Origin of the sequence: Variovorax flavidus, assembly GCF_030317145.1 — a bacterium.
GTDB lineage: Bacteria > Pseudomonadota > Gammaproteobacteria > Burkholderiales > Burkholderiaceae_C > Variovorax > Variovorax flavidus.
Genome location: NZ_JASZYE010000001.1, coordinates 576,876 through 603,122, shown reverse-complemented (window position 1 = coordinate 603,122; position 26,247 = coordinate 576,876). Strand labels below are relative to the sequence as shown.

At 66.7% G+C, this 26,247-nt stretch carries 22 protein-coding genes and 1 tRNA gene; 9 read left to right on the top strand and 14 right to left on the bottom strand.

Annotated features, from left to right (window positions below):
* Positions 1-9: 9 nt before the first annotated feature.
* The 3 genes from QTH90_RS02920 to QTH90_RS02910 all read left to right on the top strand — a co-directional run bounded on the left by QTH90_RS02920 (position 10) and on the right by QTH90_RS02910 (position 3,433).
* Complete coding sequence (locus QTH90_RS02920) at positions 10-276, top strand: type B 50S ribosomal protein L31 (protein WP_162567888.1); 267 nt, start codon at positions 10-12, stop codon at positions 274-276.
* 81 nt (positions 277-357) lie between these two features.
* The gene (locus QTH90_RS02915; protein WP_286663025.1) at positions 358-2,100 is read left to right on the top strand and encodes a hypothetical protein; all 1,743 of its coding nucleotides are present in this window, start codon (positions 358-360) and stop codon (positions 2,098-2,100) included.
* A complete protein-coding gene (locus tag QTH90_RS02910; protein ID WP_286663024.1) occupies positions 2,093-3,433 on the top strand; it encodes an MATE family efflux transporter in 1,341 nt (446 codons plus the stop codon). Before QTH90_RS02915 ends, QTH90_RS02910 begins: the two co-directional genes overlap by 8 nt.
* Here the strand turns inward: QTH90_RS02910 and phoR are convergent.
* Genes phoR through pstS form a run of 7 tightly spaced genes read right to left on the bottom strand, consistent with a single transcriptional unit; the run spans position 3,417 to position 10,052 of the window.
* Positions 3,417-4,757, bottom strand: a complete 1,341-nt coding sequence (gene phoR / locus QTH90_RS02905; protein WP_286663023.1) for a phosphate regulon sensor histidine kinase PhoR — start codon at positions 4,755-4,757, stop codon at positions 3,417-3,419. The genes QTH90_RS02910 and phoR overlap by 17 nt on opposite strands.
* A gap of 44 nt (positions 4,758-4,801) precedes the next feature.
* Entirely contained in the window at positions 4,802-5,494 is a 693-nt protein-coding gene (gene phoB, locus QTH90_RS02900) for a phosphate regulon transcriptional regulator PhoB (RefSeq protein WP_286598564.1), read from the bottom strand.
* A gap of 43 nt (positions 5,495-5,537) precedes the next feature.
* Complete coding sequence (gene phoU, locus QTH90_RS02895; protein WP_286566028.1) at positions 5,538-6,239, bottom strand: phosphate signaling complex protein PhoU; 702 nt, start codon at positions 6,237-6,239, stop codon at positions 5,538-5,540.
* Positions 6,240-6,248: 9 nt separating this feature from the next.
* Complete coding sequence (pstB, locus tag QTH90_RS02890; RefSeq protein ID WP_286663022.1) at positions 6,249-7,028, bottom strand: phosphate ABC transporter ATP-binding protein PstB; 780 nt, start codon at positions 7,026-7,028, stop codon at positions 6,249-6,251.
* 5 nt (positions 7,029-7,033) lie between these two features.
* The gene (gene pstA, locus QTH90_RS02885; protein WP_286663021.1) at positions 7,034-7,918 is read right to left on the bottom strand and encodes a phosphate ABC transporter permease PstA; all 885 of its coding nucleotides are present in this window, start codon (positions 7,916-7,918) and stop codon (positions 7,034-7,036) included.
* Positions 7,915-8,985, bottom strand: coding sequence for a phosphate ABC transporter permease subunit PstC (gene pstC, locus QTH90_RS02880; RefSeq protein WP_286663020.1), 1,071 nt, complete (start codon positions 8,983-8,985; stop codon positions 7,915-7,917). Before pstC ends, pstA begins: the two co-directional genes overlap by 4 nt.
* Positions 8,986-9,008: 23 nt before the next feature.
* Positions 9,009-10,052: a phosphate ABC transporter substrate-binding protein PstS gene (gene pstS / locus QTH90_RS02875; RefSeq protein ID WP_286663019.1), complete on the bottom strand. Its 1,044-nt coding sequence runs from the start codon at positions 10,050-10,052 to the stop codon at positions 9,009-9,011.
* Between the two features lie 245 nt (positions 10,053-10,297).
* Here pstS and QTH90_RS02870 point away from each other — a divergent pair, with 245 nt between their 5' ends.
* Positions 10,298-11,818, top strand: coding sequence for a Ppx/GppA phosphatase family protein (locus QTH90_RS02870; protein ID WP_286663018.1), 1,521 nt, complete (start codon positions 10,298-10,300; stop codon positions 11,816-11,818).
* 13 nt (positions 11,819-11,831) lie between these two features.
* On the opposite strand, the gene QTH90_RS02865 is transcribed toward QTH90_RS02870, so the two are convergent.
* The 3 genes from QTH90_RS02865 to QTH90_RS02855 all read right to left on the bottom strand — a co-directional run bounded on the left by QTH90_RS02865 (position 11,832) and on the right by QTH90_RS02855 (position 15,413).
* On the bottom strand, positions 11,832-12,293 hold the full coding sequence (locus tag QTH90_RS02865) for a SixA phosphatase family protein (RefSeq protein WP_286663017.1): 462 nt from the start codon (positions 12,291-12,293) through the stop codon (positions 11,832-11,834).
* Positions 12,294-12,296: 3 nt separating this feature from the next.
* Positions 12,297-14,435 carry a polyphosphate kinase 1 gene (gene ppk1 / locus QTH90_RS02860; RefSeq protein ID WP_286663016.1) on the bottom strand — a complete coding sequence of 713 codons (2,139 nt, stop codon included), beginning with the start codon at positions 14,433-14,435 and terminating at the stop codon, positions 12,297-12,299.
* 114 nt (positions 14,436-14,549) lie between these two features.
* The gene (locus tag QTH90_RS02855) at positions 14,550-15,413 is read right to left on the bottom strand and encodes a GNAT family N-acetyltransferase (protein ID WP_286663015.1); all 864 of its coding nucleotides are present in this window, start codon (positions 15,411-15,413) and stop codon (positions 14,550-14,552) included.
* A gap of 137 nt (positions 15,414-15,550) precedes the next feature.
* On the opposite strand from QTH90_RS02855, the gene QTH90_RS02850 reads away from it, so the two are divergent.
* From QTH90_RS02850 to QTH90_RS31605, 5 genes are all read left to right on the top strand, one after another.
* Positions 15,551-17,227: an FAD-dependent oxidoreductase gene (locus QTH90_RS02850; RefSeq protein WP_286663014.1), complete on the top strand. Its 1,677-nt coding sequence runs from the start codon at positions 15,551-15,553 to the stop codon at positions 17,225-17,227.
* Positions 17,228-17,257: 30 nt separating this feature from the next.
* Positions 17,258-17,518, top strand: a complete 261-nt coding sequence (locus QTH90_RS02845; protein ID WP_286663013.1) for a UBP-type zinc finger domain-containing protein — start codon at positions 17,258-17,260, stop codon at positions 17,516-17,518.
* Between the two features lie 71 nt (positions 17,519-17,589).
* A complete protein-coding gene (locus tag QTH90_RS02840) occupies positions 17,590-18,294 on the top strand; it encodes a glutathione binding-like protein (protein ID WP_286663012.1) in 705 nt (234 codons plus the stop codon).
* Between the two features lie 51 nt (positions 18,295-18,345).
* A tRNA-Pro gene (locus tag QTH90_RS02835) sits at positions 18,346-18,422 on the top strand.
* Positions 18,423-18,583: 161 nt separating this feature from the next.
* A complete protein-coding gene (locus QTH90_RS31605; RefSeq protein ID WP_444814669.1) occupies positions 18,584-18,862 on the top strand; it encodes a DUF3606 domain-containing protein in 279 nt (92 codons plus the stop codon).
* A gap of 348 nt (positions 18,863-19,210) precedes the next feature.
* Here the strand turns inward: QTH90_RS31605 and QTH90_RS02825 are convergent, their stop codons facing one another.
* The 4 genes from QTH90_RS02825 to QTH90_RS02810 form a co-directional block, all read right to left on the bottom strand.
* A complete protein-coding gene (locus QTH90_RS02825; RefSeq protein ID WP_286663011.1) occupies positions 19,211-21,910 on the bottom strand; it encodes a bifunctional acetate--CoA ligase family protein/GNAT family N-acetyltransferase in 2,700 nt (899 codons plus the stop codon).
* An 88-nt stretch (positions 21,911-21,998) separates the two neighbouring features.
* Positions 21,999-24,560, bottom strand: coding sequence for a TonB-dependent receptor (locus tag QTH90_RS02820; RefSeq protein ID WP_286663010.1), 2,562 nt, complete (start codon positions 24,558-24,560; stop codon positions 21,999-22,001).
* 116 nt (positions 24,561-24,676) lie between these two features.
* Positions 24,677-25,312: a response regulator gene (locus QTH90_RS02815; RefSeq protein WP_286663009.1), complete on the bottom strand. Its 636-nt coding sequence runs from the start codon at positions 25,310-25,312 to the stop codon at positions 24,677-24,679.
* The gene (locus QTH90_RS02810) at positions 25,309-26,220 is read right to left on the bottom strand and encodes a sensor histidine kinase (RefSeq protein ID WP_286663008.1); all 912 of its coding nucleotides are present in this window, start codon (positions 26,218-26,220) and stop codon (positions 25,309-25,311) included. Before QTH90_RS02810 ends, QTH90_RS02815 begins: the two co-directional genes overlap by 4 nt.
* Positions 26,221-26,247 lie beyond the last annotated feature (27 nt).

The following is a 26,247-nucleotide window of genomic DNA, read 5'->3' as shown; positions in this document are numbered from 1 at the left end:
GGAAAGACCATGAAAGAAGGCATTCACCCGAACTACCGCGAAGTTCTGTTCGTCGACCTGTCGAACGGCTTCAAGTTCGTGACCCGTTCGTGCGCGAACACCAAGGAAATGGGCAAGACCGACGACGGTCGTGAACTGCCTCTGTTCAAGCTCGATACCTCGAGCGAATCCCACCCGTTCTACACCGGCACGCAAAAGTCGGTCGACAACATGGGCGGTCGCGTCGAGAAGTTCCGCAACCGCTTCGGCAAGACCACTGGCGCCGCCTCCAAGTAAGGAAGGCGCTTCCGAGTCGAGGGCAGCCCGGTTTACCGCGCTGCCCTTTTTCTTTCCCATCGATCACACCGCCCTCTTCCGTTGAACCAGCCGACGCCCGCAATCGTTGCCCAGAGCGCCGTGCGCCGCCTGCCGCGCATCGCATTGCTGCTGCTGTGCGCGGCATACCTCATGCCTGGCTTGCTGGGCCGGGGGCCCTGGAAGAGCGCCGATATCGCGGCTTTCGGCTACATGGCCGAACTTGCGAAGGGCACCGGCGGGATCGCGCGATGGCTCGATCCGATGCTGCTCGGACTCCGGCCCGAGACACCGGCACTGATCCCGTACTGGATCGGCGCCTGGGCGATCAAGATCGCGCCCGCATGGATCAACCCCGACCTCGCCGTTCGCATCGCCTTTGCGCTACTGCTGTCGGGCGCTTTCGCCGCCACGTGGTACGCCGTGTATTACCTGGCCCGCACGCCGCGAGCGCAACCCGTGGCCTTTGCCTTCGGGGGCGAGGCGCGGCCCACCGATTACGCGCGCGCCATCGCCGATGGCGCACTGCTGGCGCTCATCGCCTGCCTGGGTCTGGCACAGCTCGGGCACGAGACGACCCCGGCGCTCGCGCAACTTTTCTTCACGTCCCAACTGTTCTTCGGCGTCGCTGCACTGCCCTATCGGCGCACCGGTGCATTCATTGCGCTGGCGGTCGGAGCGATCGGCCTGGCGTTGAGCGGCGGGCCGACCGTCGCGCTGATGTTGGGCTTCGGCTGCGTGGCGATCCTGTACGCGGAGCTTCGCCGCGCCAGCGCCGACGATGCATCGGAGACCGAGCCCACCTACAGCAAGGGGGCGATCGCGACGGTCCTGGGCGTCACGGTGCTGGCCGGCGCGCTGGCCATCGGGTTCGGCCTGCTGCATTGGAAGATCGAGCTGCCGGGCAGCCGTACGGGCATCCGCCTGATCGCCGATCTGCGCAGCCAAGCCAAGTTGTTGCTGTGGTTCACCTGGCCGGCCTGGCCGCTCACGGTGTGGACGATCTGGCGCTGGCGACGCCAGCTCACGGCGCGCCACGTCGCGCTGCCGCTGTGGTTCGCGCTGGTGCCGCTGTTCGCGACCTGGACCACCAGCTTTTCAGAGCGCTCGCTACTGCTCGCCCTTCCGGCCTTCGCGACGATGGCCGCCTTCGCGCTGCCGACCTTGAGGCGCAGCGTGTCAGCGCTCATCGACTGGTTCACGCTGCTGTTCTTCACCAGCACCGCCGTCATGATCTGGGGCTATTGGATCGCGATGCAAACCGGCCTTCCGCCCAAGATGGCCGCCAGCGTCACACGGCTCGTGCCGGGTTTCGTACCGTCCTTTTCGTGGCTCACCCTGACCTTTGCGGTCGCCGCGACGATCGCCTGGGGCTGGCTGGTGCGGTGGCGGACCGGCCGACACCGCGCCGCACTCTGGAAAACGCTGGTCCTGCCGGCAGGCGGCGCCGCCCTGTGCTGGCTGCTCGGCACCACACTCTGGCTGCCTGCGCTGGACCACGCGCTGAGCTACGCGCCGCAAGTCCGCGTCATTTCCGAGCGCGTGGGGCAACCCTCCTGCATCTCGACGCTGGCGCTCAGCCGGCCGCACATCGCGGCGCTGCGGCACCACGGACATTTCAACCTGCGGCCCTTGTCCTCCGAGGGAGCGAACTGCCCCTGGCTGATCGTCGGCCCCGAAGGCGTCGGCTACCTGCACAGGATCGTGAACCTCGAAGGCTGGCGCCTCATCGGCACTTTCCGCCGCCCGACCAGCGCGAGCGACGACCTGCTCCTCTTCCAACGGACTGCACCGGCCGGTGGCTAGCGAAAGGCGTGTGATCGCGCGCCACGCCGCGACGGTACTGGTCGGCCAGCTGGCCGTGATGGCCTTCGGCGTCACTGACACGATCGTGGCCGGGCGCTATGCCGAAGGTGCGCTGGCCGCCCTTTCAGTCGGCTCGGCGATCTTCATCAGCGTCTTCGTGTCGCTGATGGGCGTCCTGCAGGCGCTGCTGCCCGTCTGGGCCGAACTCCACGGCGCCGAGCGCACCTCCGAGGTCGGCCGTTCCGTGCGGCAGTCGCTCTACCTGTGCGGCATCACGATCGTGCTCGGCATGACGGTGCTGCTCTTTCCCGCTCCCATGCTGGGATGGACCGAGGTCCCGCAGAGCATGCGCGCCGATGTCGAGGCGTACCTGCACGTCCTGGCCTTCGCGCTCCCGGCCGCCCTGCTGTTCCGCCTGTTCAGCACGCTCAACCAGAGCCTGGGGAAGCCACAGCTGGTGACCTGGCTGCAACTGGCCTCGCTCGGCGTGAAGCTGCCGCTGTCGATCTGGTTCACCTTCGGCGGCGCGGGTGTGCCCGCGATGGGTCTGGCGGGCTGCGCCTGGGCCACGCTGATCGTCAACTACTCGATGCTCGCCGCCGCGATCTGGCTCCTGCGCAGCCAGTCCTTCTATCGGGAGTACCGCTTCTGGCAACGCATCGAGGCGCCCGATTGGGTGCAGATCCGGCAGTTCGCCCGCCTGGGCGTTCCTGCCGGCCTCGCCGTGCTGGTCGAGGTGACCTCGTTCACGCTGATGGCCCTGTTCATCGCGCGCCTCGGCACGGCTGCTTCGGCCGCACACCAGATCGCGTCGAACCTCACGGCCGTGGCATACATGATGCCGTTGTCGCTCGCCATCGCCACCAGTGCGCGCGTCAGCTACTGGCTCGGCGCCGGCGAAGACGCATTGGCGCGCCAGGCCTGCCGAAGAGGCTTCGAGCTGACGATGTTCTTCGCGCTGCTCTTCGCGGCGTCGATGGCCGCACTGCGCTGGCAGCTCGCAGGCACCTACTCCGGCAATCCCGCGGTGGTCGCACTGGGCGCAACGCTGCTGCTGGCCACCGCGCTCTATCACCTCGCGGACGCCGTGCAGACGCTGTGCGTCTTTGTTCTGCGCTGCTACCGCGTCACGGTGATGCCGCTGATCCTCTATTGCACCCTGCTCTGGGGCGTTGGTCTGGGAGGAAGCTACCTGCTGGCCTATCGCGGCCTCGGCCCCTGGCCGGCGATGCAGTCGCCGCTCGCGTTCTGGCTCATGAGCGCGCTGGCGCTGGCGATCACTGCGGCACTGTTCCTCGCGCTGCTGGTGTCGACGGTCAGGCGACCGCGCTGAGCACCGAAGCCTGACGCAGCCGCGTGAGCGGGAACACCAGCGCGAACCGGGAGCCCTTGCCCACCGTGCTCTCGATGCGCAACTCGCCCCCGTGCCGCTGTGCGATGTGCTTCACGATCGCCAGCCCCAGCCCAGTGCCGCCGGTTTCTCGCGAGCGGCTTCGATCGATGCGATAGAAGCGCTCGGTCAGCCGCGGAATGTGCTCGGCAGCAATGCCGGGGCCGCTGTCCTGCACCGCGAACTCGCCCCGGCCATCGGGCAGCAGGCGCCAGGTCACCGTGATCTCGCCGCCACCGGGCGTGTAGCGGATGGCATTGCTGACCAGGTTGGACATCGCGCTCTGCAATTCGGTGGGGGCGCCGGCGATCTCGGAATCGCCTTCCATCGAGAACGAAAGCCGGTGGCCTTTGGCCGACAACCGGCTCGACAAGCCGCGTCCTTCGTCCTCGCACTGCGCCATCAATGCACGGATGCGCGTCCATCGTTGCGGCGGAGGCGCGGCACTTCCCTCCAGCCGCGACAAGGTCAGCAGGTCGTTGACGAGCGTTTCCATGCGATGCGACTGCTGCCCCATGAGCGCGAGATAGCGCGAACGCTCCTCAGCATCGAGCGGAAGGTTCTGCAAGGTCTCGACGAAGCCCGCGAGCACCGTCAGCGGCGTGCGGATCTCGTGCGAGACGTTCGCGACGAAATCGCGCCGCATCGCTTCGGCCTGCTCCAGCGACGTGATGTCACGCGTCAGCAGCATGCGCCGGTTGCCCGCATACGGATGCACCTGGACCGACAGCCGTGCTGCGTGGCCGCGATGGCCCTGCGCTTGCGACGGCGCATCGATCACCACGTCGCGGCTGTAGTTCCATGAAGCGAGGTAGGCCACGAAGGCCGGATCGCGAACCAGGTTGGCCAGATGCTGCAGCAGGTCCCTCTCCGCATCGATGCCGAACTGCCCTGCCGCCGTCTGGTTGCACCACTCGATGCGCCCCTGCTCGTCGAGCAGCACCACGCCGTTGGGCGAGGCCTGGATGGCGGCCAGGAATTCCTGCAGCCTTTCCTCGGCTTGCCGGGTCTGCTGCTCCCTGGCGCGCAGCAGCTTGCGGATGCGTTCAGCCAGTTCGCCCCAGACGCCGGGGCCGCGGGACGGCAGCCCCGCAGCATCGACGCGGAGCACCTCCAGCAGCCGCCGTGCGCGCCATGCGTCGAGCAGGAGCCACAGCACGGCGCCCAGCCAGGCACCCAGCCATAAGAAGTGCCAGCCGAGAATCGCCGCGGCACAGGCGCCTCCGAGGAAGGAGGCCATCAGGAAAGTTGCGATACGAAACGGCATGCCGGACCATTATCCCGCCCGGTCTTCTCAGCCGGTGCGGTCTCTCAAACTGTGGCCTGCGCCGTCAGCCGGTAGCCGGCACCACGCACCGTCTCCACCATCGCCGCAGCCGGGCCGAGCGATTCGCGCAGGCGCTTGACGTGAACGTCGACCGTGCGTTCTTCGATGTAGACGTGGTCGCCCCAGACCTTGTCGAGCAGTTGCGCGCGGCTGTGCACCCGCTCGGCGTGCTGCATCAGGAAGCCCAGCAGCTTGAATTCGGTCGGCCCCACCTTGAGCGGAGCACCCTGCCAGGTGACGCGGTGCGTCGCCGTGTCGAGCGCGAGTTCGCCTATCTCGACGCGCTCGGTCACGGCCTCCGGCGCACGCCGGCGCAGCACCGCGCGAATGCGCGCCAGCATCTCCTGGGTGGAGAACGGCTTGGTGATGTAGTCGTCGGCACCGGCATCGAGGCCTGCCACCTTGTCGGGCTCATCGCCTCGGGCGGTCAGCATCAGGATGGGCATCGCCTTGGTACGCGAATCCTTGCGCCACTGGCGTGCCAGCTGCAGGCCGCTCTGCCCCGGAAGCATCCAGTCCAGCAACACGAGGTCCGGCAGGAAGGCGTCGATCTCGCGTTGCGCAGCGGCGCCGTCTTCAGCCCAGATGGGCTCGAAGCCGTTGTGGCGGAGGTTGACCGCGATCAGCTCGGCGATCGAGGACTCGTCTTCAACGATCAGGATGCGGGGTTTCTTCATGAATCCTCAAATTCTCCATTCAATCCGCCTTCTGCGGGCGACCTCATTGCAGCTGCGCTTCGATGTCATTCATCGACGCGTGGCGCACGTCGGCGCCCTTGACGATGTAGATGATGAACTCGGCAATGTTCTTCGCATGGTCGCCGATGCGCTCGATGGCCTTGGCCAGGAACAGCAGGTCGAGACTCGCGGAGATCGTGCGCGGGTCTTCCATCATGTAGGTGACCAGCTTGCGCACGAAACCATCGAACTCCTTGTCGATCAGGTCGTCGTCCTTCAGGATCGACAACGCCGCGGCCGTGTCCAGCCGGGCGAACGCATCGAGCGCCTTGCGCAGAAGGCCGGAGGCGAGATCGGCGGCGATGCGCAGTTCCATCGAAGGCAGCGCGCGTGCCGAGCCGCTCTCGATGATCGACTTGACCATCCGCGCGATCTTGTTGGCCTCGTCGCCCACACGCTCCAGGTTGGCGGTGGTCTTGGAGATGGCGATCAGCAGGCGCAGGTCGCGGGCTGTCGGCTGGCGGCGCGCGATGATCGACGACAGCTCGCGGTCGATCTCGATCTCCATCGCGTTGACGCGGTTCTCGGTCTCCATCACGCGCTCGGCGGCTTCGGAGTCGAACTGCTGGAGGGCGTACACGGCCTGGTGGATCTGGGCCTCGACCATGCCGCCGAGCTCCATCACGCGGGATGAGACCGTGTTGAGTTCGCTGTCGAACTGGCTGGAAAGGTGCTTCTCGGTCATGCGGTCTCCTTAGCCGAAACGGCCCGTGATGTAGTCCTCGGTCTCTTTGCGCTTCGGCTTGAAGAAGAGTTCTTCGGTGGCACCGAATTCGATCAGGTCGCCCAGGTACATGTAGGCCGTGTAGTCGCTGCAGCGTGCCGCCTGCTGCATGTTGTGGGTCACGATGACCACGGTGTACTCGCTTTTCAGCTCCGCGATCAGTTCTTCGATCTTGGCCGTGGAGATCGGGTCCAGCGCGGAGCAGGGCTCGTCGAGCAGAAGGACCTCCGGCTTGATCGCAATGCCGCGCGCGATGCACAGGCGTTGCTGCTGGCCGCCGGACAGGCCCGAGCCGCTCTGCTGCAGCTTGTCGCGCACTTCGGTCCAGAGGGCCGCCTTCTTGAGCGCCCATTCGACGCGATCGTCCATTTCCGAGGCGCTGAGGTTTTCGAACAGCTTCACGCCGAAGGCGATGTTGTCGTAGATCGACATCGGGAACGGCGTCGGCTTCTGGAACACCATGCCGACCTTGGCGCGGATCAGCGCCACGTCCTGCTTCGAGGTCAGCAGGTTCTCGCCGTCCAGGGCGATGGTGCCTTCGGCGCGCTGCTCGGGGTACAGCTCGAACATGCGGTTGAAGGTGCGCAGCAAGGTCGACTTGCCGCAGCCCGACGGACCGATGAAGGCCGTCACCTTGTTCTCGGGAATTTCGAGATTGATGCCCTTGAGCGCGTGGAACTTGCCGTAGTAGAAGTTCAGGTCCTTGACCGAGATCTTCGAGCGCGTCGGCTGAGCGATTGTGGTTGCCATGTTGTTCAGAGTTTGTTCCGCGTCAGGACGCGTGCAAGGATGTTGAGTGCCAGCACCGCGACGGTGATCAGGAACACGCCGGCCCAGGCCAGCTGCTGCCAGTTCTCGTACGGGCTCATCGCGAACTTGAAGATCGTCACCGGCAGGCTGGCCATCGGCTGCGACATGTCCGAGGTCCAGAACTGGTTGCTGAGCGCGGTAAAGAGCAGCGGCGCGGTTTCGCCGGCGATGCGGGCCACCGCCAGCAGCACGCCAGTCACCACCCCGGCACGGGCAGCGCGCAGCGTGATGCTAAGGATGACTTTCCACTTCGGCGTGCCCAGCGCATAGGCTGCTTCGCGCAGGCCGGCGGGCACCAGTTGCAGCATGTTCTCGGTGGTGCGGATCACGACCGGGATCACGATCAGCGCCAGCGCCATCGCGCCGGCAAGGCCCGAGAACGACTTGAAGTACGCCACCACCACCGCGTAGACGAACAGGCCGATCACGATCGACGGTGCCGACAGCAGGATGTCGTTGACGAAGCGGACGATGTTCGAGAGCCAGCCCTTGGGGTTGTATTCGGCCAGGTAGATGCCGGCCATGATGCCGATCGGCGTGCCGACAAAGGTCGCGAGCAGCACCATGGCGAGCGAGCCGAAGATCGCATTCGCAATGCCGCCGGCCTCGTTGGGCGGTGGCGTCATTTCAGTGAGCGTGGCGATCGTCAGGCCGCCGATGCCGAGGCGCAGCGTTTCCCAGAGGATCCAGATCAGCCAGAAGACGCCGAAGACCATCGCGGCCATCGACAGCGTCAAGGCGATGATGTTGACGCGCTTGCGACTGGCGAACCTGGATGCACGCATCTCGTCGAGCGCCTTGGCATTGAGGAGTCGTTCAGCCGTTCTCACGATTTCGTCCCTTCGCTCTTGCGCATCTGCATCAGCAGGACCTTCGAAAGGGACAGCACCACGAAGGTGATGAAGAACAGGACGAGGCCCAGGTACATCAGCGAAGCCTGGTGCAGGCCCGCGCCGGCCTCGGCGAACTCGTTGGCCAGCACCGAGGTGATGCTGTTGGCCGCCTCGAAGACGGACAGCGAATTGAGCTGGTTGGTGTTGCCGATCACGAAGGTGACGGCCATCGTCTCGCCCAGCGCGCGGCCGAGGCCGAGCATGATGCCGCCGATCACGCCGGCCTTGGTGTAAGGCAGCACGACCTTCGAGACCACTTCCCAGGTGGTGGAACCGAGGCCATACGCCGATTCCTTGAGGAGCGGCGGCGTCACCTCGAACACGTCCCGCATCACCGAGGCGATGAACGGAATGATCATGATCGCGAGGATGATGCCCGCCGACAGGATGCCGATGCCCACGGGCGGGCCCGACACCAGCGCACCCAGGTAGGGAACGCCGGCAAACAGCTTTTGCAGCGGCTGCTGCACGTAGGTGGACAGGATCGGCCCGAACACCAGCAAACCCCACATCCCGTAAACGATGGACGGCACCGCAGCGAGCAGTTCGATTGCCGTGCCGAGCGGGCGCTTGAGCCATGCCGGCGACATCTCGGTGAGGAAGAGCGCAATGCCGAAGCTCACCGGCACGGCGATCACCAATGCGATGAACGAGGTGGCCAGCGTGCCGTAGATCATCACCAGGCCGCCGTACTCGTTCTGCACCGGGTCCCACACGCTGCTGGTGAGGAAGCCGAGGCCGAACTTCGAGATGGCGGGCCAGGCGCCGACCAGCAACGACAACAGGATGCCGATGAGCATCGCCAGCGTCAGCAGCGCGGCGCCCTTGGCGGCCCAGCCGAACAGGCGGTCGGTGGTGGCGCCGGTGCGCGGGCGCTTGGCCGGCGGAGGGCTTGCCGTCGTGCGGGCGCGCTCGGCCGAGAGGTCGAGCGGATTGGCGCTTGCAGGGAAAGTGGATGACACAGGTCGCTCCGAAAGCGGCGCGCGATCAAGCGGAGTGCTCATGGCCGCGCGCCGTTCTGATTGGCTTACTTGAGCGCTGCGACGGGCTTGCCCGACGCGTCCTTGATGTCACCCCAGGCGACGACGATCACGCTCTTGACCTTGTCGGGCATCGGCACGTAGTCGAGGTCGGCGGCCGTCTTGTCGCCGTTCTTGTACGCCCAGTCGAAGAACCGGAGGGTCGTGGCGGCCTGGACCGGCTTGTCCTGTGCCTTGTGCATCAGGATGAAGGTCGCGCCGGTAATGGGCCACGATTCCTTGCCGGGCTGGTCGGTCAGCACCTGGTAGAAGGTCTTCGACCAGTCGGCACCTGCGGCAGCGGCCTTGAAGGCCGAGTCGTCCGGGGACACGAAGGCACCGTCCTTGTTCTGCATCTGCGCGTAGGTCATCTTGTTCTGCTTGACGTAGGCGTATTCGACGTAGCCGATCGAGTTCGGCAGGCGGTTCACGAAGGCTGCGACGCCTTCATTGCCCTTGCCGCCGGCGCCGTTGGGCCAGTTGACGGCCGTGCCGTCGCCGACCTTGCTCTTCCACTCGGGATTGGCCTTGCTCAGGTAGTTCGTGAACAGGAAGGTCGTGCCCGAACCGTCGGCGCGGCGCACCGTGGCGATGGCAGCGTCGGGCAGTGCGAGCGAGGCGTTGAGCGCCTTGATTGCCGGGTCGTTCCACTTGGTGATCTTGCCGAGATAGATGTCGCCGAGGACCGCACCGCTCAGCTTCAGTTCACCGGGCTTGATGCCCTGGATGTTCACGACCGGGACCACGCCGCCGATGACGGTGGGAAACTGCATCAGGCCCTTGGCCTTCAGTTCGTCGTCGGTCAGGGGCATGTCCGAAGCGCCGAAATCGACGGTCTTCGCGTCGATCTGCTTGATGCCTGCGCCGGAGCCGACGGACTGGTAGTTGATCTTGGCGCCGGTGGCCTTGTTGAAGTCCGAAGCCCACTTGGAGTACAGCGGCGCCGGGAAGCTGGCGCCGGCGCCCGTGGCGGCTTCCTGGGCAAAGACGGGAGCGTGGGCAAAAGCCAAGGCCAGGAGGCCTGCGGTTGCGAATTTGAACGTCGTTTTCATGATGCTTCCTTTGAACTGCATAAAGTCCCCTTCCGGGGCTTGGCACGGACTCTAGAAAGCTTGTGTGACAGCCCGATGACACTCGCCCACAGAGGGAGATCCGCGTTTTTCCAGGCGGGATTGCGTGACGCTGTCACACAACCGTCATGCTCTGCGCATAGCCTTGTCCCCTCGCCGGGATACCGGTTGACGCAGTCGTCCACAGCGAGGGCGCTACGATCACGCCCCGACCTCCCCACTTCAACATGCAAAACGGAACCCGTCTCGCCGCGGTCGATCTCGGCTCGAACAGCTATCGCCTGGAGATCGGCCAGGTCGACCACGGCCAGATCCACCGCGCCGAATACCTCAAGGAGACCGTTCGCCAAGGCAACGGCCTCGACAGCGCCCGAAACCTCACGCCCGAGGCCATGCAGCGCGGCTGGGACGCGCTCGCCCGCTTCGGCGAGCGGCTCGCGGGCTTCAAGCGCTCCCAGGTCCGCGCCGTGGCGACCCAGACACTGCGCGAAGCCCGCAACCGTGACGAATTCCTGTTGCGCGCACGCACCATTCTGGGATTCGGCATCGACGTCATCACCGGCCGCGAAGAAGCTCGCCTGATCTACCAGGGCGTGGCGCACACCCTGCCCCACACCGATGCATCGAACCGCGAGCGCCGGCTGGTGATCGACATCGGCGGCCGTTCCACCGAAATGATCATCGGCCGGGCCCTCGAAGCCGAGGTGATGGAGTCCTACCGGGTCGGCAGCGTCGCCTGGTCGATGAAGCACTTTCCGCAGGGCCTGTTCACCACCTCGGCGTTCCGCGCGGCCGAGGTCGCCGCCAAGGCGGTGCTGGACGACGCACTTGGCACCTATGTGCCCGATCGCTGGGACGTGGTCTACGGAGCGTCCGGAACCATCGGCGCCGTGGGCGACGTGCTGACCCTGGCCGGCGGCGAGCCGGGCCTGGTCACGCGCGACGGGCTGGACTGGCTGGTCGACCGCCTGCTCAAGGCCGGCAGCGCCGATCGCCTGCGCATCGAGGGTATGCGCGAAGACCGCAAGGCGGTGATCGGCGGCGGTGTGAGCGTGCTGCGCGCCGTGTTCGACCTGCTGGAGATCGAGGAGATGAAGGTCGCCCAAGGCGCCCTGCGCCACGGCGTGCTGTATGAACTCCTGGAGCGCGACGACACCGTCGCCGATCTCCGCACCACCACCGTGGCGCGGCTCGCCAATCGCTTTGCCGTCGATGCCGCACAGGTCAAGCGGGTCGACGGGACGGCGGCCACGCTGTTCGTGCAGCTCGATCCCAGCGCGCGCGGCGGCAGCACGACCAGCCGCGCCGGCCGCGCCTTGCGCAAGCTGGGCTGGGCTGCGCAACTGCATGAGATCGGCGCCCAGATCTCCCACAGCGAATACCACAAGCATGGCGCCTACATCCTGGACAACGCGGACGCACCGGGCTTCGCGGTGAACGAGATGCACCTGCTGAGCCAGCTCGTGCTGGGTCACAGGGGCAAGCTGCGCAAGCTGGAGACCTCGCTGGACGACGAAGCCTTTGTCTCGCAACTGCTGGCGTTGCGGCTGGCCGTCATCCTGTGCCACGCGCGGCGCGATCCCGACCTGGAAGGGCTGCGGCTGGCACGCCCCGGCGGCGGCAGGGTCTTCACCGTCGCCTGCCGGGCGGGATGGTCCGACCTGTACCCCCAATCGGCCCACCTGCTGCGCGAAGAAGTGCTGGCCTGGCAGAAGACCAGCTGGCGCGTCGAACTCTCGGGTTGCTGAGCGCAGGCGCTTTCTAGAGCAGTTCCGGCGCCTGCACCGTGACGACCACGGTCTGCACGTCGCCATCGCGCTCGCGCGTTCGAATCCACCAGACAGCGCCCTTGCGCACCGGGCAGCTGTCCTGCTGCAGCCCCAGCAGCAGCGAGATGGCCTGGCCGAGCGAGGGCTGATGGCCGATCATGAGCACCACCGACTTGCCGTTCGGCCATCCAGCCGAGCCGAGCAGTGCGTCGGGCGTGGTGTCGGGCGCGAGTTCGCCACGCAGCTTGTACTTGCGGCCGAGCGCCAGGGCGGTCTGCTCGCAGCGGCGGGCCGGGCTGCAGATGATCCGCGTGCCCTCGGGCAATTGCCGGTCGAGCCATGCCGCCATGCGCTTGGCCTGTTTTTCGCCGCGCGACGTCAGCGAACGCTGCATGTCGTCGCAGCCTTCGGTCCAGTCCTCTGCCTCGGCATGGCGCCAGAAAATCAGATCCATGTGTCAGTCCCGTGATGCGGCGCGGCGAAGTCCGCGCGACGCGTAGCGGTTCATGAGGGCGGTCTGCGCGCCGTGGGCTTCGATGGCGCGGGAAGCGCCGTCCTCGCCCGGATGCGTGTCCTCGTAGACGCGGCGGTAGACACCGTCCGGCCCGAGATCCCATGCGTCGCGCCCGTCATGCAGATAGGCCACCAGGCATTCGTCGATGAGCCGCTGGCGCAGCACCGGATCGGTCACCGGCCAGGCCAGTTCGATGCGCCGCATCATGTTGCGGTTCATCCAGTCCGCGCTGGAAAGATAGAGCGATTCGTCGAGCGCCTGGCGGAAATAGAAGACGCGCGAATGTTCGAGGAAGCGGCCGATCACCGAGCGCACGCGGATGTTGTCCGTCAGGCCCGGCACGCGCGCGGGCAAGGTGCAGGCGCCGCGCACGATCAGGTCGATCTTCACGCCCTTCTGCCCGGCCCTGACCAATGCGGCGATCAGGTCTTCGTCGGTGAGCGCGTTCATTTTCGCCACGATGCGCGCGGGCTCGCCGGCCGCCGCCGCAGCGCCGAGGGCGTCGATGCGGGCTACGAGGTTGCGGTGCAGGTCGAAAGGCGCGAGCCACATGTGGTTCAGCTTGGGCAACCGGCTCTGGCTCGCCATGTGCACGAACACAGCCTCCATGTCGGCCGTCAGCAGCGGGTCGGCCGTCAGGTGGCTGATGTCGGTGTAAAGCGTTGCCGTGCGCGGGTTGTAGTTGCCGGTCGACAGATGCCCGTAGCGGCGCATCTGCTTGCCCTCGCGACGGGTGACCAGCAGCATCTTGGCGTGCGTCTTCAGGCCGACCACACCGTAGACGACCTGCGCACCGATCGATTCGAGCATCTCCGCCCAGTTGATGTTGGCCTCTTCGTCGAAGCGCGCCTTGAGCTCCACGACCACCGTCACTTCCTTGCCGCGGCGCACGGCTTCGCGCAACAGGTCCATCATCTCGGAGCCCGTGCCTGCGCGGTAGATGGTCTGCTTGATCGCCAGGACCTGCGGGTCCTGCACGGCCTCGCGGAGGAACGCGAGCACGCCTTCGAAGCTCTCGAAGGGCTGGTGGATCAGGGCGTCGCCGCGCTGCAGCCTGTCGAAGAACGATTGACCCGGCGACAGGGTGACCGGATAGGACGCCTGGTACGGCGGAAAGCGAAGCTGCGGCTCGTCGAGCAGGTCGATCAACTGCGTCAGGCGGGCCAGGTTCACCGGCCCGTGCACCCGGTACAGCGCCTGCGGCGGCAGGTTGAACTGCGCCAGCAGGAAGTTCGACAGCGACTCGGCGCAACTCGCCGAGACCTCCAGCCGCACGGCCTGCCCGTAGTGCCGGTGCTGCAGGCCTTGCCGAAGCGCGGTGCGCAGGTTCTTGACGTCTTCCTCATCCACCGCGAGGTCGGAATGCCGCGTCACCCGGAACTGCGAGAACTCGCCCACCTCGCGCCCCGGGAACATGCTCGACAGATGCGCCCGCACGATGCTCGACAGCGCGATGAACAGCGTCTTGCCGCCCGACACCTTGGCCGGCATGCGGATCACGCGCGGCAGCACGCGCGGCACCTTCACGATGGCGATGGGGTTCTCGCGGCCGAAGGCGTCCTTGCCGCTGAGGCGCACGATGAAATTGAGCGATTTGTTGGCGACCTGTGGAAAGGGATGCGCCGGGTCCAGCCCGACCGGAATCAGCAGCGGTCGCACTTCGCGCTCGAAATACTCATGTACCCACTTGCGTTGCGCCGGGTTGCGTTCCCCGTGGGAGACGACCTGGATACCTTTGCTCGCGAAGGTCGGGATCAATTCGTCGTTGTAGAGCGCGTATTGCCGCGCCACCAGCGCATGCGCCGCCTCGGCCAGGCGCTCGAAGGATTCGACCGTGTAGTTGCCTTTGCGGTCACCCGCCACGCTCGCGCCGAGGTGCGGTGCGGCACGGACCTCGAAGAATTCGTCCAGGTTCGACGAGACGATGCACAGATAGCGCAGCCGCTCGATCAGCGGCACCTCGGGTCGGTACGCCCAGTCGAGCACCCGCTCATTGAAGGCGAGGATGCTGTGATCCCGGTCGAGCAGTGTCAGAACGGGTTCGGCGGCAACAGTCAGCCTGTCGCTGATAGCAGACGGCATGGAGAAAGATTCTGGAACAACCGGCACGGAGGCACTCAAAAGCCAAAGCATGACAGTGTCTACGGCCGTTGTGACATTTGCATGACAAGCGTGTGACGCCTTTCATCCACTGTCTTAATTGCCCAGGAAGTGCTTCCGGTAGCGCGCCGGCAGGTCGTCGATGCGCATGAGCATCGGCAGGTCGGCGGTGTTGAAGTCCGGATCCCAGGCCGGCGGCCCCAGCACCTTGGCGCCGAGACGCAGGTAACCCTTGATGAGCGCAGGCGGCTCGACGGCGAGTTCACCGTCGAGGCGGTGCACCGGCAAGGGCAGGCGCGGCTGCACGTGGTACTGGATGGGCGCCATGTGCGTCGCCGAAAGCTGGCGCCAGATGCTGGCCGCCGCGTCGCCGCTGGTCACGCCGTTGTGCCACATCGGAATGCTGGCGCAGCCGATCATCGTGTCGAGCTTGTTCCGGTTCATGAAACCGGCCAGTGCGCCCCACAGCGCCAGGATCACCCCGCCCTGGCGGTGGTCGACGTGCACGCAGCTGCGGCCGAGTTCGACCATGCGTTCGCGCAGGTCGCGCAGGCGCGTCAGGTCGAATTCGGTGTCGCTGTAGGTGCTGCCGACGCGTCGGGCCTGCGCCGGCGTCAGGACGCGGTAGGTGCCGATGACCCGTTGGGTGGACTCCTCGCGGACCAGCAGGTGCTCGCAGAAGTCGTCGAACAGGTCGATGTCATGGCCGTCCAGCGGCGTGGTGAGACGTGCGCCCATCTCGCCGGCGAACACTTCGTAACGCAAACGTTGCGCCGCGCGAACGTCGTCCTGATGGCGCGCCCAGCTCACGCTGATGCCGCTTCCGGCGTCGCCGGCCGGCGTCGAAGCCGGCGGCACGGGTATTGCTGAAGGAGCTTGGACCGGATGGGGCACAGGCCACAAGGCGGCGCGCAGGCCCAGTTGCGAGAACGGAAACGTGGGCGTGGGTAGTTCTTTCATGCGAGACCCTTTCTGCCGACGGAGTCTCGGGACCTGCAGTGAAACAAGCGTGTCATTCGGATGGCAATTGGATGACGCGCACGAACGAGGGCCGCATCAGTTTTAATCCCGGGGATTCGCCCACTGGAGTTTTTCTCATGGCTACCGAACGAATCGAGGTCGAGACCCGTCGCCACCAGATGTTCCCGGTGCTCAGCGCCGCAGACATCGGCCGAATCCGGCGCTTCGGCACCGTGCGCCACTACCACCGCGGCGCCTGCCTGTTCCAGGCCGGAGAGCCCGGCCCCGGCATGTTCGTCGTGCTGCAAGGCACGGTGTCGATCTCCCAGCGCGACGGGCTCGGCCATGTGGTGCCGATCGAACACCAGGGTCCGGGCCATTTCCTGGCCGAGATCGCGCAGCTTTCAGGGCGGCCGGCGCTGGTCGACGGCCACGCGGAAGACGATGTCGAAACCCTGCTGGTGCCACCCGACCAGTTGCGTGCCCTGATCATTGCGGAAGCCGACCTCGGCGAGCGCCTGGTCCGCGCCATGATCCTGCGGCGCGTGGCGCTGATCGAGTCCGGCGCCAGCGGGCCGGTGCTGATCGGCCCGCCGCAATCGGCCGCCGTCCTTCGGCTCGAGAATTTCCTCGGGCGCAACGGCTATCCCTATCACGTGGTCGACGCCACGCAGGACGCCGATGCCGCCGCGCTGCTCGAGCAATATGGTGAATCCGAGTTGCTGGTGGTCTGCCCCGACGGATCGGTCATGCCCAACCCGACGGAGCATGCGCTGGCACGCTGCCTCGGCATGGTCGACACCGTCGAGCACGAAGACCTGTTCGACGTGCTGGTGGTCGGTGCCGGCCCTGCCGGGCTGGCAACTGCCGTGTATGCGGCCTCGGAAGGCTTGCGCGTGATCGTGGTCGACTGCCGCTCCTTCGGCGGACAGGCGGGCGCCAGCGCGCGGATCGAGAACTACCTCGGCTTTCCCACCGGCATATCCGGCGGCGCCCTGGCCGGCCGGGCCTATGTGCAGGCGCAGAAATTCGGCGTCGAGATGCTGATTCCGGCGCAAGTCCTGTCTCTGGATTGCAGCCAGGCCGAGTCGCAGGGGCAGGTCTCGGTCCAGCTCGTCGATGGGCGCAAGCTGCGATCGAAGACGCTCGTGATCGCCAGCGGCGCGCGCTACCGCCGGCCAGAGGTGCCGCGTCTGGCGGAGTTCGAAGGCCGCGGCATCTGGTACTGGGCCTCCGCGCTGGAGGCCAAGCTGTGCGCGCAGCAAGAAGTTGCCCTGGTGGGCGGCGGCAACTCGGCAGGACAGGCGGCGGTGTTCCTGTCGCAGCACGCCGCCAAGGTCAATGTGCTGGTGCGCGGTCCGTCGCTGGCGGCGACGATGTCGCGCTACCTGATCGACCGCATCGAGGCGACGCCCAACATTTCGCTGCGCCCGCACACCGAACTCGTGCATCTGCACGGCGAGCCGGCCGGCGGCCTGAACGGTGCGACCTGGCGCGACCGGCTCAGCGGCGGCGAGGAGGACTGCCCGGCCCGCAACATCTTTCTCTTCATCGGCGCGGTCCCTGAAACCGACTGGCTGCAAGGCTGTGGCGTCGCGCTGGACAAGCACGGGTTCGTGCTCACGGGCCAGGCCGCCCGCGGCGGCTTCCCGGCGAAGACCGCTGCCCCGCTGGAATCCAGCGTACCGGGCGTCTTCGCGGTGGGCGACGTGCGCTGCGGGTCGGTCAAGCGCGTCGGCGGCGCCATCGGCGAAGGCGCTGCGGTGGTCGCGCTCATCCATCAGCACCTGGCATCGGCCGCGACCGCTGCCTGATCCGCGTCACGAAGTCACCAAGGAGTTTCGATGTCCGTGTACCCCTGCTCCCACGTCCCGAACGTGATCGTCCCGCCGACCTCGGCCGGCTGCGAGGAATGCCTGGCCATGGGCGACGAATGGGTGCACCTGCGCCTGTGCGTCCACTGCGGCCACGTGGGCTGCTGCGACTCGTCGAAGAACAGGCACGCCAGCCGCCACTACGCATCGACCGGACACGCCGTCATCGCGTCACTGGAACGGGACGAAGACTGGATGTGGTGCTTCGCGCACAACAGCCAGGTCGGCTAGGCCCGCTCCTGCACGAAAAGCCCGCGAGGGCTATGCTGGCCGGCCTTGTCATCACCCATGGATCCAGAGACATGCCCCAAGCACCCATCGACGTCTATTCGTGGCCCACGCCCAACGGCCACAAGATTCACATCATGCTGGAGGAATGCGGCCTCCCCTATCGGGCGCATCCGGTCAACATCGGCAAGGGCGACCAGTTCGAGCCGGCCTTCCTGAAGATCAGCCCCAACAACAAGATCCCCGCCATCACCGACCCCGACGGACCGGACGGCAAGCCGATCTCGCTCTTCGAGTCGGGCGCCATCCTCGTGTACCTGGCCGGCAAGACCGGCAAGCTTCTGCCCTCCGGCGACCGGGCCCGCTACGAGGTCCTCCAGTGGCTCATGTTCCAGATGGGCGGCGTCGGCCCCATGCTTGGCCAGACGCATCACTTCCGCAACTACGCGCCCGAGAAGATCGGCTACGCGATCGACCGCTATTCGAATGAAGCCAAGCGCCTCTACGGCGTGATCGACAAGCAACTCTCGACGAACAAGTTCATTGCGGGCAAGACCTATTCGATCGCCGACATCGCCATCTTTCCGTGGCTGCGAAGCCATGAGAACCAGGGCATCGTGCTCGCCGACTTTCCCTACGTGAAGCAATGGTTCGACGGCATCGCCGCCCGACCCGCGGTGCAACGCGGCGTCAAGGTGCTGGCCGACCTGCGCACGCCGATCACCGGCGAGAAGGAGCGCGAAATCCTGTTCGGAAAAACGCAATATCAACGACGCTGAGCATCAAGTCCGGATTGAGGCCCGACAAAAAGGTTAGAATCGAAGGCTCGTCGGGGTGTAGCGCAGCCTGGTAGCGCATCTGGTTTGGGACCAGAGGGTCGAAGGTTCGAATCCTTTCGCCCCGACCATCAAAATCGCATTGAGGACAAGGACTTCGGTTCTTGTCCTCTTTTCGTTTCTGGGGCCATTGTCGAAAGCCCGCCGCCGCCCGTCGCGTAGGTTTGGCATGACACAAGGATTCCAGGATGTCCTTCACGCCCGCTGTCAGCGGCATGCGCCAAATGCTTCCATGGAAGCACAACGCATCAGAGTGAAAGTGATCCAGGCGCTGTCGGCCGCTGAGCGCCGCCAGCAGCCCGACCCTCACGACTGGCTGAAGGAGCACGCCATGGCAGACGACAAGACGAAGGTTGGCGGCCAGGACCGCAAGCGAATCAACGTGAGCGAGGACTACGAGGTCCAGGACTGGAGCAGGACATTCGGCGTGAGCGAAGCCGATCTACGGCGAGCGGTGGCCGAGGTAGGCGACAACGCAGATGACGTGCGCGACTTTCTCGGAAAGAAATGACACGCGCCCTTATTTCGCATGCTATAATCGTGGGTTACCCGGATATCCGGGTAAAATGCCTGCGCAGGCAAGCCGATTCTCACTAGGCGCGTCGAAGTCATCACGACGAGAAAAACCAAAGATGGCTTCCGCAGATGAATTTTTGCCGTAACGTGGACCGCGTAAGTGTCCACGGCCACATTCCCAAAGCCCGCCCAGAGCGGGCTTTTTCATGCCCGCGAACTTCTCCACGGGTCTCGTGGATAGACCTGTGGACAACAGCATGCGCAACGTCGGGAATCTACTCCAGAGTAGCCTCCGGACGCGATGCCTCGAAAATGAGCAGCCCTCGCCGCGATCGAAATCGCCTCACACCGCACCCCCCTTCGAAGCGCCTTGCAGGTCCAGGGCAAACGGAACGCTGCGATCCCGCGTCAACGCACCGATGGTGAAGCCCGCCTCGCGGGCAAGCCGCTTCATGCCTTCGTTCTCCTCGAGGCATTCGCCGGCAAGCTGCTGCGTGCCGCGGCTTCGCAAGTACTCGATCATGCGATCGAGAAGCAGGCGACCGAGCCCCTTCTGCTGCTGCCCCGATCGCACCTGGATCGCGAACTCCGCGCGCACGTTGTCGGGATCGCAGACGGCATGCACTTCGCCGAGCAGCACCTCTTCGCCCGACGCGTCGGGCGCCATGGCGACGAAGGCCATCTCGCGGTCGTAGTCGATCTGCGTGTAGCGCGCGAGCTCCGAATGCGGGATGTCCCGGCGGCTCACGAAGAAGCGCAACCGGATGTCGCGCGGCGCGCAGTTCGAATAGAACTCGGCGAACCGCACACCGTCTTCGGGCCGGATCGGCCGGATCAGGATCGACTGCCCGCCCAGCGTGACGCGCTGCTCCAGCGCCGAGGGGTAGGGCCGGATGGCAAGCCGGCGCGTGCCGACGGTGGTTGCGCGCTCGACCTTGAGGCGGCCGTCGAGCGCAATGACGCCGTTCTCGTCCGCGAGCAGCGGGTTGATGTCGAGCTCCACCACTTCCGGCAGGTCGCAGATCAATTGCGACACGCGTTCGAGCACGGCGTAGATCGCCTCGTGGTCGGCGCGCGGGCGATCGCTGTAGCCGGCAAGCAGCCGCGCCACGCGCGTCCGGGCCACGAGGTCGCTGGCCAGCACCCGGTTGAGCGGCGGCAGGGCGACCTCGCGGTCCCTGATCACCTCCACTGCCGTGCCACCGTGCCCGAACAGCATCACAGGACCCATCACCGCGTCGGTCGCCATGCCGACGATGAGTTCATGCGCGCGCGGGCGCTTGACCATGGACTGGACGGTGAAGCCAGCGAGGTGCGCGTCGGGGCGGAGTTCGCGCACGCGCCGCAGCATGGCGTCTGCCGCCTGGGCCACGGCGTCGCGGTCATCGAGCCCGAGCGCGACGCCGCCGACGTCCGATTTGTGCGAGATGTCCGGCGAGAGGATCTTCAGCACGACCGGAAAGCCGATCGCCTCGGCCTGCCGGATGGCCGAAGCCACGTCGGTCACCGTGCGTGTCTCGACGACCGGGATGCCGTAGAGCCCGAACAGCGCCTTGGCTTCCGATTCATCCAGCAGCGCCCTGCCCGCTTGCAACGCACCCGCCACGATCGCCTGTGCCTTGGCCCGGTCGGGCGCGAAAGCCTCGGGCGCCCCCGCCGGTGCTTCGAGCAGCGCGTCCTGGTTGCGCCGGTACTCCACCAGGTGCAGGAAGGCGTTCACCGCGCGCTCGGGCGTGTCGTAGGTGGGAATCGCCGCCTCTTCGCAGCGCTGACGGGCCTCCGCAACCGCATGTCCGCCCATCCAGCAGGTCAGCACGGGTCGCCGCGAGGCGCGGAAGGCCGGGATACATGCCTTGGCGATGTCGGCACTCGACACCACGGCTGTTGGGGCATGCATGAAGAGCACGGCATCGACGTCCTGCGCCTTCCCGAGCGCCTCCAGCGACGCGATGTAGCGCTCCACCGGCGCGTCGCCCATGATGTCGATGGGATTGGCATGCGACCAGGCTGCAGGCAGCGATTGGTCCAGCAAGGCCAGCGTCTCGGCGCTGAGGCTCGACAGTTCACCGCCGCGCAGCGACAGCGCATCGGCCGCCAGCACGCCCGCGCCTCCGCCGTTGGTCAGGATCGCCAGCCGCCTTCCCCTCAGCGGCTTCGCGCGCGCCAGCGTTGCGGCCGCATCGAACAGGTCGGACAAGCTGTTCACGCGCAGCATGCCCGCACGCCGGACCGCCGCGTCGAACACGGCGTCCGATCCGGCGAGCGCGCCCGTGTGCGAGGCCGCGGCCTTCGCACCTTCGGGTGCGCGGCCGGCCTTCACGACGATGACCGGCTTGTTCCTCGCCGCGGCGCGGGCTGCGGACATGAACTTTCGCGCCTCGCGAATGGTTTCGACATACATCAGGATGGCCCGCGTGCCGCTGTCGCTCGCGAGGTAGTCCAGCGCATCGCCGAAATCGACGTCTGCGCCGTCGCCCAGGGAGATGAAGTGGGAGAAGCCGATGCCGTGCGCGTTGGCCCAGTCGAGCATGGCCCTGGCCAGCGCGCCCGACTGCGACACGAAGCCGAGCGGGCCCGGCAGTGCGGTCGCATGCGCAAAGCTCGCGTTGAGCCGAACGCCCGGAACCAGCAGCCCCACGCTGTTCGGTCCGAGGATGCGCAGCAGATGAGGACGCGCGGCGTCGAGCATGGCCTGCTCGTAGGTGGGCTGGTTCGGGCGAGGCCGCGCCTTGAGCCCCGACGTGAGCACGACCGCCGCGCGCGTGCCCAGCCGCCCGAGTTCGCCGATGAGAGCGGGAACGGTTGCGGGCGGTGTGCAGATCACCGCGAGGTCCGGCACGCCGGGCAGCTCGGAGACCCGCGACCAGGCCTGGCCTCCGGCCACCGACGCGTGCCGGCGATTGACCGGCCAGACGGGGCCCTCGAATCCCGCATCGCGCAGGTTGCGCACGAGCAGCGAGCCGACGCTGCCAGGCCGGTCCGACGCGCCGATCACCGCTACCGAACGCGGGCTGAAGAGATGTTCCAGATTGCGAACGCTCATGGGATCTCCCCTGTCCGGACGATGGCGGGATTGCCGCCACGGAGCGCGGACGGCGACAGGCTGATTGTGAAGCCTCGAGCGTGTTGATTCAGGCGCCGAAGGTGTAGCGCAATCCGATCCAGGCGGTGCGCGGCGCACCGGGCGCGTAGAAGGTCGCGCGGGGGACCGGAAAGTCGCCGTTCGCGTTCGCCGGCAGCGGCCGGGCGATGAAGTTGCCGTTCGCGGTGAAGCCATTGGCCCCGAGCAGGCCGCCGGTCGTGTACTTGCGGTCGAACAGGTTGGTGATCTGCAGGAAGAGCTTCAGCCCCGGCTTTGGCTTGTAGTCCACGCCAAGGTTGAACACCGCATAGCCCCCGCTGCGACCCGGGCCGGTGTAGTAGAGGCCGTCGGGCGTGTGCAAGCCGTTCTCGTTGCCGCGCAGGTTCGTGCCGCTCACCGCATTCATGTCCGCACCGACGCGCCAGTATGCGTTCGGCTCCCAGTCCGCGAAGAGCTTCAGGATCTGGCGCGGCAGTTGCGGTATGCGGTCGCCGGAGTTGATCACGATGGTCCCTTCCGTGCCGGGAAAGCCGTCCACCGCGGACGCGTTGCTGCTGTTGCCGGAGCCGTCGATCGTCTCCGTGCTGCGGTAGGTCGCGTCCAGCAGGCTCAGGTTGCCGCCCACCGTCCAGCTGCTGGCGGGCTTGGCCTGCAGGCCCATCTCGATCCCTTGGCGCCGCGTCTTGCCGAAGTTCTTGAAGTAGCCGAAGCCGCTTGAATTGTCCGCAACGAAGAGGATGTCATCCCGGTTGTCGGAGCGGAACACGCCGAAGTTCCAGGCGACCTTGCCGACCACTGTTCCGCGAATGCCGGCTTCGAAGGTGGTGGTGACGACCTGCTTGAGCGGCGGATCTCCGGCGAAGGCGTTCGGCAGCCTGCACGGGTTCTCCGGATCGGCGCAGCCCAGTTCGATCGCCGTGGGCGCGCGGCTGCCCTGGTTCGCGCCGGCATAGAAGGTGACCGACTCGTTCGCCGCGAAGGTCAGGCCGATGGCCGGATTGAAACGGCTGAAGTTGTGGTCGCCGTCCAGTGAACCGGGTCCGCCGCCGGGCGTGAGGCCGTCTTCGTTCTTGATCGAGGTGTAGTTGTAGCGCCCGGACAGCGTCAGGTGCGTCTGCGTGTTGAGCGCCATCGTGTCGGTGGCATAGACACTGCTCGTGCGCGAGCGGCTCGACAGATCGACCCGAGCGTCGAAGGCGTCCTCGGACGATTGGGTGCCGTCGGCAAATGCGCCCGGGCCGAACACCGGAGTGATCGTGCGATCCGGATTGACGTAGCCGAACTGCGCGCCTTGCGTGAAGGTCACGCGGCTGGCGTCGTACGCGGCACCCACGACGAATTGGTGCCCGATGCTGCCCGTCGTCGCCTGCGCCGACAGCTGGCCGGCGAGGCCGTAGTTGGTCTGACGGGCCTCCGTCTGGTTGAGCAGGCCGTTGCACTTCTCGTTCGGCTCGTCGTTCAGCAACGCGTTCGCGATGCAGCGCCACTTCGGAAAGGGCGTGTTCGATGCGTTCTCGCCACTGGTCGGGAATCCCGTGTAGCCCGCGGCCGTCAGTGCCGCCCGCTCCGCGGCGTTGGGCTGGTAGACCGCCTGGTCGAGGGAATCGTCGTTGATGTCGCCGTTGAAGGTCCTGGCCCTGATGTTGCGGTAGTAGACGTTGCCCGAGAAGGTCATCGTCTCGCTCAGGGCCTGCACGGTGGCGAGGTTGACGAAGGCCGACCGGTTCTGCGTGTTGTCGGGGATGGTGCGAACACTGGCCCAGTCCCGCTGCAACGCGCCCTGCTCCTGCACGCCGTTGCCGGTCAGGTCGTTGTCGGCCAGGGCAACCGTCAGCGACACATCGCCATCGCGCGTCTTCCGGCCGACCTTGCCGAACAGCTGGCGCAGGTCGGAAGGCGATGCGGTGCGCCAGCCGTCTTCGTGAAAGCGATTGCCGGTGACGTACCAGTGCACGCCGTTGTCGAGGTTTTGGCCGCCGGTCTCGAACTCCGCGGCTGCCCGGCCGTACGAGCCGCCCAGCACCTGGACCGATGTGCCCGGGTAATGGATGCCGTCCTTGGTCTGGATCGACAGCGCGCCGCCCAGGGTGTTGAGGCCGAACAGCGGATTGCTGCCCGGCATCAGGGCGATCGACGCGATGGCCGTGCGCGAGAACAGGTCCCAGCTGACGACATCGCCGAAGGGCTGGTTCAGCCGCACGCCGTCCAGGAACACCGAGAGCCCTTGCGGCGTGCCGAGCAGCGGCGACGCCGTGAACCCGCGGTAGTTGATGTCCGGCTGGAAGGGATTGCCCTGCGTCTCGGTGATGCTCACGCCGCCGATGGCGCGGGACAGGAAGTTCGACAGGTCGAGCGAGTGAAAGCGCTCCATGTCGGCGCCGGTCGCGGTCTGCACGTTCGAGGGCACCTGGTCGCGCGGCACGTCCAGCCCCGGCAGCGGGGTGATGCCGATGACGGTGACGGTGGGCAGCTCCGCCGTGGGCTGCACGGCCTGGGCCGACTCCCCCGGCGGCTCGACCTGCGCGTGGGCCACCAGGCCATGGCACAGCAGCAGAGCCGCCGCGGCCACAGGCGCTGACGGGAATGCAACCGCGCGCGCGTTGCCGGACATGGTGTCTCCTCGGGTGTTTGAACTTGTTTTCGCGCATGACTGCGCGCCCTTCCGCCAAGTTATCGCAGTGCGTCCGAACGCGACAGGGAAGATTTCCCGACGTGAGGCCGGTGGGCTCAGGCGTCTTCGGGAGGGATGAGGCCGTGGCGAAGCGCCAGGTGCGCCATCGCCGCCGTGGTGTGGATGCCCAGTTTGTCCTTGATGAGGCTCTGGAGGTTCGACACGGTCTTCTGGCTCAGATGCAAGGTGCGCGCACAGGCGGCCAGCGATTCGCCGCGCGACAGCAGCCGGAAGATCTCGAACTCGCGCTGCGTCAGCGAATCGAAGGCCGCGGCCTCCTCGGCGCCGTCGAGCAGACGCTGCGCCAGCGCCGGGCTCAGGTAGCGGCGCCCGTCGCGCACGCTGTGGACCGCATCGATCAGGCACTCGGGCGGGCTGGTCTTGGAGACGAAGCCCAGCGCTCCGACTTCGAGCGCGCGATGCACCAGCATGTCGGTGTCGTGCATGCTGAAGACCAGCGTGCGCGCCTGCGCATCGCGTTCGCGCAGACGGCGAATCAATTCGAGCCCGCTGCTGCCGGGCATCGCCAGGTCGGTGACGGTGATGTCGGGCTCATGGAGCGCGGCCAGCGCGCAAGCCTCGTCCACGCTGGCCGCCTGCGCAACGACCGCCATGTCGCCGTCCTGTTCCAGGAGGTGGCGGTATCCCGCGCGCACCACGGGATGGTCGTCGACCAGCATCAGCCGGATCACGCGGCCTCCGCGCGAAGTTCGGGCGCCAGCGGCAGCCGCATGCGGATGCGCGTGCCGGCGCCCGGTGCGCTATCGGCCTCGAAGCTGCCTCCGAGGGCAGCGGCGCGCTCGGTCGCGCCGAGCAGGCCGAAGCCGCGTTCCGGCGTCGCTGCGGTGAAGCCGCGGCCATCGTCTTCCACGCTCAGGCTCAGGACCTGCGACGTCGCCGTGAGCTCGATCTTCACGCGCGTGGCATTCGCGTGACGCACGACATTGGCCAGCGCCTCCTGCGTCACCCGGTAGATGGTGGTGTCGATGGCCTCGCCGCGCTGGCGCAGATCACCGCCCGAATGGAACACGCAGGGCACGCCGCTGCGCGACGCCCAGGCTTCGCACAGCGACTGCATCGCGGCGACCAGCCCGAGCTGGTCGAGCTCCGCCGGTCGCAGCCGCCGCACCAGGCGCCGCACGCCGTCCTGCAGCAGTTCTGCCGATGCGGCGGCGCGCCGCGCGGCTTCCCCGATCTGGTCCAGCGAGCGCGAGCGCTGGATGTAGGTGGCCTCGATGCGGATCGCCGTGCAATGCTGGCCGAACTCGTCATGCAGCTCGCGCGCCAGTGCGAGGCGCTCGTCGTCCTGGCGCGCAATCAGTTTCTGGGCGAGCTCGCGGTTCTGCGCCAGCAGGCGCGCCGCCTCCTGGCCACGGCGCCGCGCATACCAGGCCAGGCCGAGCGACAGTGCGACCAGCGTGAGCGGAACCTCGTCGACCTGCCATGCCTCGCCATGCGAGAAGACGACAGCCAGCCGTTCCCGCAATTCGAAGGTGCTCGACAGCACGAAGGTCAGCACGGTCACCACGAGCACCCAGGCGAAATCCCATCGTCCCGGGTTGCGGGCACGCGATCGCGACAGCCGCCATACAGCTCTCATCTGCCATCCCTCCAATTGGAGCCAGCT